The organism is Exiguobacterium sp. UBA1053 (assembly GCF_002316465.1).
In the GTDB taxonomy this organism is placed as follows: domain Bacteria; phylum Bacillota; class Bacilli; order Exiguobacteriales; family Exiguobacteriaceae; genus Exiguobacterium_A; species Exiguobacterium_A abrahamii.
Window position 1 is genome coordinate 1,700 of sequence record NZ_DCDO01000008.1, and the last position, 6,584, is coordinate 8,283.

The following is a 6,584-nucleotide window of genomic DNA, read 5'->3' on the forward strand; positions in this document are numbered from 1 at the left end:
AGCTGAGCTACACCGCCATATTTTTAACTCGTGCGTCTTAAGCACATTTTCTATAATACGGGCAGGTCAAATGAAAGTCAACGCTTTTTCTAAAAATAATTTCAAAAAAATAAAAGATGGAATGAACGGCGTCATTCCATCTCTATTCTTATAAAGAACAGGTCAGCAAGTTATTGACGTTTTGCGCCGCGTCCGCCACGTTTTGAATCCGTTTGACGTTTCAATGTAGCAAGACGATCTTCACTATCTTTCAGGAAACTAGACATCAGCGTATCGAACGATTGTTCTTTGCGCGGTGGTGGTGTACCACGGCCGCCTTTGTTGAAGCCTCCACGGTTACCGCCTCCACGTGGTCCTTTGTTATCGAACGAACGTGGTCCACGATCTTGTCCTGCTGGACGTGGTCCACGGTCGAACTGACGTGCAGGACGAGGACGTTCGCCTTCTGGACGATCGACGGCTTTTTTGATGGAAAGACCGATCTTACCATCGTTTTCAACACTTAAGACTTTGACGGTGATTTCTTGACCAACCGTCAACACATCATTGATGTCTTTAACGTAAGAATCTGCCACTTCACTGATGTGAACAAGACCAGTTTTCCCTGTTGGTAACTCAACGAACGCTCCGAAATTCGTGATGCCTGTTACTTTCCCTTGCACTTTGCTGCCTACTTCAATCGACATAAATTGTATTGCTCCTTTTTAGTTGATTCGTTTCTTATTATACGAGTGATTCATTCTTTTTTCAATCAATCGGCAACCTTCAATTAGTCTTCCGGTGAAAAGTAGAAGATCGTTTCCCCTTTTTTCGAATAGAGCAACTCGCTCCGAGCTAAGTTCGCTACATACTCTTTATCATTGAGACGATTGATTTCTTCCTTCAGACGGGCGGTCTCTTTTTTTGCTTTCGTCTGCTCCTGTTCAGCGACTTGAAACGACTGTTTTTGTTCAGCGATCAATTGTCGTTTTTCCATGTATGACCACCCCATGAGGGAAAAGATGAGCAAAAAGACGGTCAGACACAAGAAAAAGCGATTTTTGAGGCGTCGACGGTTTTCGATGGCATTCTGACTCAACTGCTTCTTACGGTCATTGAGCGGCTTGATCTTTGGCGCTGGACGCCCTGATTCGAGCGGTGTTGGCATATCATCCCTCCTCTTTCTGAGTGGTCATCCCTGACACTCTTTAGTATACTTCCTTTTTCAGGTAAATTACATCGATTCTTCGGAATTCACCTTTTCTTCACGGATGATCTCATACATATCAGACGCTTCTTCTTTTTTGGCATGTTCTTTAATGCTCGAAATCGCAACTGTGACGATCTTGTTTCCGAACCGGATCGTCATCTCATCACCTGCTGCTACCGTGCTACTTGCTTTCGCCACATTACCATTGATCGTGATGCGACCTTGATCGGCTACTTCTTTGGCAAGCGTCCGTCGTTTGATCAGACGCGATACTTTTAAAAATTTATCAAGTCTCATGACTGTTCCTCCTGCTTCGCTTGATGCCAGAGTGAATCTTGCTCTTCAAGCGTCATCTCAACGAGCGGTCGGTCCGCTAGTTGTTCCATTCGCGTAAAGCGACGGATGAATTTATCATTCGTCTGTTGTAGCCCCTCTTCTGCCGAGAGACCAAGGTATTTCCCGACGAGCGTCATCGAAAATAGAACGTCTCCGAATTCACCTAGTCGTTCTTCTGGTGTGGCTTCCTTCAATTCACGTAACTCTTCGATTACTTTTTCAAGTGCACCCTCGACGTCACTCCATTCAAAACCGACTTTCGCCACTTTCTTTTGAATGTCTTCTGCGCGCATCAAGGCAGGTGCTCCTTTCGTCACGCCATCGAGCAAGGAAGTCCGCTCCGGTTTTTCTTGTGCTTTGATGTCTTGCCAGTTCGAAACGACGTCTGCTGAAGAATCGACAGTCGCTTCCCCGAAGACATGTGGATGGCGACGAATCATCTTATCACTGACACTTCCGATGACGTCTCGAATATCAAAATACCCTTCATCTAGACCAATTTGTGCGTGGAGCATGACCTGTAAGAGGACGTCTCCTAGCTCTTCTATCATTAAGTTATCGTCCTGAAGGTCGATTGCTTCCAGTAATTCGTAAGATTCTTCGATTAAATGACGTTTTAAGGACTCATGTGTCTGCTCTTGATCCCATGGACAACCACCTTCACCGCGTAATCGCGCGATGATTTCTTTTAATGTTGCGAAATCACGGTTCAACGTCTGCTCATCCGTGACAGGCGGAACATAAACTGTCGTCAAGTTACTAAGCGTCGTCACATGATCGAGTTCATATAACGGTACGCTTTGCACGGTTTGTTTGCTTGTCCCCGCTGCCGTGACAAGAGTGACCAAATGTTCGTCCGGATAACGTTCCATCAGCTGAACCTTTAAATCACCGGCGACGAGCGCATCATAGACTTGTCCAATCAGCAGATGTTGACGGATCTGTGCTTCATCGACGGCAAACGCCGTCGCATCAAGCAACTGGAATCCTTCAATTGGATCCACGCCAAGCGCCGCGAACATCGGATCAAGAAAACTTTGTCCGCCTACAACGTCGATCGCGTCTGTCCGCTCTAATAACTGTTGGACGGTGCTCTCAGCGACCAGCGGATGACCTGGGACGGCATAGATGATGTCCGTCGTCTTTGAGAGACGAAGCAATTCCTCAACGATTTCTGTGTATACGTCTTCAAACCGACTATGTCGTTCGTAAACCGAGTCAAATGATGTAAAGTTCATTCCCTCTGCTGCGAGTTCTGAAACGACTGGATGATCCATTGTCCGTAAATAGACGGGTTGTGTCGTGTTTTTTAATAATCGATAGATGCCAAACGGCAATTGTTCGAGTTCGCCGACGCCAAGGCCGACGATCGTAATTCGGTGTGTCATATAATCCTCCTACGTTGGTACATCTGATATAACTTATCTCCTAAAGGCAATAGTGCCCACTCTTGTTCTGTTAATGCACGGACGCGTAATGCCATACTGCCATAAATGATGGCACCACCGACGACAAGGACACCGACTTCGAGTGCCGCACCGATTCGTGTCTCAAGCTCAAACAACTGGAAGAACGTTTCGATCAGATACAGAAACACACCCATGGCGAGCACAGGTAAGACCAGTCGTCGGTAGAACGTGTTTCCTGCCGATACGCGACCGAACTTTCGGTTTAATAAAGTCCATTGTGCTGCCGCCATGACGGCAAAGCCGCCAAATGTCGCCATACCCGCCCCGATCATACCATATCGGGGAATGAAATAGAGATTCAGAGCGAGCTTCGCCCCTAATCCGACAAGAACACCAACGAGCGCATATTTTTCAGCATCGACCGACTGGAGACAAGAGATGATCATCATCGCAATCGAAGCAGCAAATGCCGTCGCCGCGAGCCAAATCAACCCTGCTGTTCCCTGGTCATCTTGATATAACGCAATATTGAGCGGACGCATCACACCCATTAGTCCGATCGTCGCTGCAGCGGCAATCAATAGACCGGAACGGAGTAATGTCTCGAGTTGTTGACGCATCATCTGCGGATCGTGTTTACGGTATGCGGTTGATAAGGACGGAACGCTCGCAAGACTCATCGATGTCGCAAACAGAATCGCGAATTGCAGTAACGGATACCCACGGTCGAGCACCCCTTTTTCAATTTTTGTCTCCGTCGTATTGCCAAGTAGGTTAACGAACGTCAATCCATCGATCAATTGCATTAGTAACAAGGCAAGTGAGGCGATACTGACCGCCACCCCGCTTGTCACGAGCACTTTCCCGACCCGACGTACGTGAATACCTGAAAACACAGGACGACCGATCTTCCCTTTCGCAAAACGTAACAGGACGAATAACGAAACGATGCTGCCACCGATCGCTGTCAGATGGGCACTGGCACCAATCCAGTAGGGGTCAGCCTGCATCGAGACGCCGATATAAGTCACGAGCAACAAGAGTCCGACACGGACGGCATTTTCAGAGACTTGGGATACAGCTGTTGGTCGCATCTCAAGATCCGCTTGAAACATGCCTCGCAGAACAGCAATCACGGGTAGTAAATAAAATGTACACGTGACAGCTCGCAACGGAACAACGAGTTTGTCGTCCCCAAACCAACCCGCGAGTGTCGGGGCAATCCACCATCCGAGCAGACCAAAAAAGACCGTCATCGCAAGTAAGACATAAAAAATCGACCAAAGGACTTCTCGTTTCTCATCCGGGTGGTGAAGCGTCAACTTCGCCACGATGACGGGCAGCGCATAAATTCCAAGCGCTGCCGCTATCGCGAATAAGGGATAGACCGTCTGATAGACATACAATCCGAAATCACCAGCAAGGTTCTGATACGGAATCCGGTAAAAGAAGCTGAGCAGTTTCGAGATATAACTAGAGATGGCAAGCAGTGCTGCGCCTTGCGCAATCGTTCGTTTATTCATCGCGCGACGAGCCGGCGATCAAGTTCCGCCAATAATTGTTCTGCCTGCATCGTCATCTGTTGCGTCGACTGCTTGTTGCGGTTCAGCGTCAAGACGAGTTTCTGTTCTTGTTGTCCCATCCCTAGACCACGTCCAAACGGAACGGTCCACTTGACGAAATCCGCCACGTCAAGCTGCTGTGTTGCTTGAAGCGACAAGACGATCTCGATTTTCGGATCAGTTTGTTTGACGCGCTCGACACGCGCTCGTTCAGCAAAAATCCGCATCCGCGTTAATTGGATCAAACGAGCAACCTCATCCGGGAACTCACCGAATCGTTCGAGCATCTCTGTTTCGAGTTGTTCGAGACTGTCGACGGTATCGACATATTTCAAACGTTTATAAAACTCGATTTTCAGCTCGGAGTCCGTCATGTAGTGCGATGGAATATACGCATCAAGACTGAACGTGAACTCGGGTACGAATTTCTGGACGCGTTTTTTACCTTTCATCCGTTCTTTGCGTTCTTCAACCGCTTCTGCGAGCATCTGCGAATAAAGATCGAAACCAACGGAGTCGATGAAGCCCGATTGTTGGGAACCGAGTAAGTTCCCGGCACCACGAATCGATAAGTCGCGCATCGCGATCTTAAAGCCGCTACCGAGCTCCGTGAATTCCTTGATCGCCTGTAGACGACTTTCTGCTACTTCCGTCAATCGTTTTTGCGGACGGTACGTAAAGTACGAATAAGCAACGCGACTTGATCGACCAACACGACCGCGCAATTGATACAGCTGCGATAAGCCCATTTGATCCGCGTCATGAACGATCAACGTATTGACGTTCGGAATGTCGATTCCTGTCTCGATGATCGTCGTACTGACAAGAACATCCGCGTCCCCTTCGAAGAACGCGATCAACTGACTCTCGAGTTCGGTTTCCGTCATCCGACCGTGCGCCGTGACAATTCGTGCTTCCGGTACGAGCGCGCGAATCTCTTCTGCCTTTCGCTCGATGCCTTCGACCCGGTTATAAAGGAAGAACGCTTGTCCACCCCGGCCAAGTTCTCGTTCAAGTGCTTCTCGCATGACGATTCCGTCGTATTCCATGACATACGTCTGGACCGGATAACGGTTTTCAGGTGGGGTCTCAAGGACCGAGAGATCGCGGATCCCAATCATCGACATGTGCAATGTCCGTGGAATCGGTGTCGCCGTCAACGTCAAGACGTCAACGTTCGTCTTCAACTGTTTCAGACNNTTTGTGTTTCACGCCGAATCGTTGCTCTTCATCAATGATCAACAATCCGATATCAGCGAACTGAACGTCTTTCGACAGCACACGGTGTGTCCCGACGACGACATCGATCGTTCCCTCTTTTAGTCCTTGTTTCGTCGCCTTTAATTCTGCTGGCGAACGGAACCGGCTCATGACCGACACACGAATCGGCCATTCACTGAATCGCTCAAGCATCGTTTCGTAGTGTTGTTGCGCAAGGACGGTCGTCGGTACGAGTAACGCGACTTGTTTTCCAGACATGACCGCTTTGAACGCCGCTCGAATCGCAACTTCCGTTTTCCCATACCCGACGTCGCCACATAATAGACGATCCATCGGACGCGGACGTTCCATATCCTTCTTGATTTCAGCAATCGATCGCAATTGATCGACCGTTTCCTCATACGGGAACGAAGCCTCGAATGCTTGCATGTTATCGTCGTCCTCTGGGAACGCAAAACCGACGGCAGCCTCGCGAGCCGCATAAAGCTTGATTAATTCGTCAGCGATATCCTCGACCGATTTTTGGACCTTCGCTTTGACCTTTTTCCATTCCGTTCCACCGAGTTTATAGATCTTCGGCTCTTTTCCTTCAGCGCCGACATACTTTTGAATCAAGTCGATCTGATCGACAGGAACATACAACGAGTCCTCTCCCGCGTAAACGAGATGGAGATAATCCTGATGATTACCGGCTACATCAATCGTCTTGATGCCGTGGTACCGCCCAATCCCGTGATGAATATGGACGACGTAATCGCCTGTCTTCAATTCTTGGTAACTCTTGATCCGTTCAGCGTTCGTCAGCTTCGTCGTTTGCTTCCGGCGACGCGCCGGTTGCTTGAAGACTTCTTCTTCCGTGATGACGAC

5 protein-coding genes and 1 pseudogene are annotated in these 6,584 nt (G+C 48.7%); all 6 read right to left on the reverse strand.

Annotated elements, in window-relative coordinates:
* Window positions 1-170 precede the first annotated feature (170 nt).
* Window positions 171-686, reverse strand: a complete 516-nt coding sequence (locus tag B3G15_RS06520) for a S1 domain-containing RNA-binding protein (protein ID WP_023466558.1) — start codon at window positions 684-686, stop codon at window positions 171-173.
* An 83-nt stretch (window positions 687-769) separates the two neighbouring features.
* Complete coding sequence (locus tag B3G15_RS06525; RefSeq protein WP_023466557.1) at window positions 770-1,147, reverse strand: FtsB family cell division protein; 378 nt, start codon at window positions 1,145-1,147, stop codon at window positions 770-772.
* A 66-nt stretch (window positions 1,148-1,213) separates the two neighbouring features.
* Complete coding sequence (locus B3G15_RS06530; protein ID WP_023466556.1) at window positions 1,214-1,486, reverse strand: RNA-binding S4 domain-containing protein; 273 nt, start codon at window positions 1,484-1,486, stop codon at window positions 1,214-1,216.
* On the reverse strand, window positions 1,483-2,913 hold the full coding sequence (gene mazG, locus B3G15_RS06535; protein ID WP_290719273.1) for a nucleoside triphosphate pyrophosphohydrolase: 1,431 nt from the start codon (window positions 2,911-2,913) through the stop codon (window positions 1,483-1,485). Before mazG ends, B3G15_RS06530 begins: the two co-directional genes overlap by 4 nt.
* Window positions 2,910-4,457 carry a putative polysaccharide biosynthesis protein gene (locus tag B3G15_RS06540; RefSeq protein ID WP_290719275.1) on the reverse strand — a complete coding sequence of 516 codons (1,548 nt, stop codon included), beginning with the start codon at window positions 4,455-4,457 and terminating at the stop codon, window positions 2,910-2,912. The genes mazG and B3G15_RS06540 overlap by 4 nt, the downstream gene beginning before the upstream one ends.
* Window positions 4,454-6,584, reverse strand: a pseudogene (gene mfd, locus B3G15_RS06545) (transcription-repair coupling factor); the annotation flags it as partial. The pseudogene mfd and the gene B3G15_RS06540, both read right to left, overlap by 4 nt.

What these genes read in the sequence shown, in the direction of transcription:
- mazG (WP_290719273.1), bottom strand. Translation starts at nt 2,913, where the DNA reads ATGACACACCGAATTACGATCGTCGGCCTTGGCGTCGGCGAACTCGAA.
- B3G15_RS06530 (WP_023466556.1), bottom strand. Translation starts at nt 1,486, where the DNA reads ATGAGACTTGATAAATTTTTAAAAGTATCGCGTCTGATCAAACGACGG.
- B3G15_RS06520 (WP_023466558.1), bottom strand. Translation starts at nt 686, where the DNA reads ATGTCGATTGAAGTAGGCAGCAAAGTGCAAGGGAAAGTAACAGGCATC.
- B3G15_RS06525 (WP_023466557.1), bottom strand. Translation starts at nt 1,147, where the DNA reads ATGCCAACACCGCTCGAATCAGGGCGTCCAGCGCCAAAGATCAAGCCG.
- B3G15_RS06540 (WP_290719275.1), bottom strand. Translation starts at nt 4,457, where the DNA reads ATGAATAAACGAACGATTGCGCAAGGCGCAGCACTGCTTGCCATCTCT.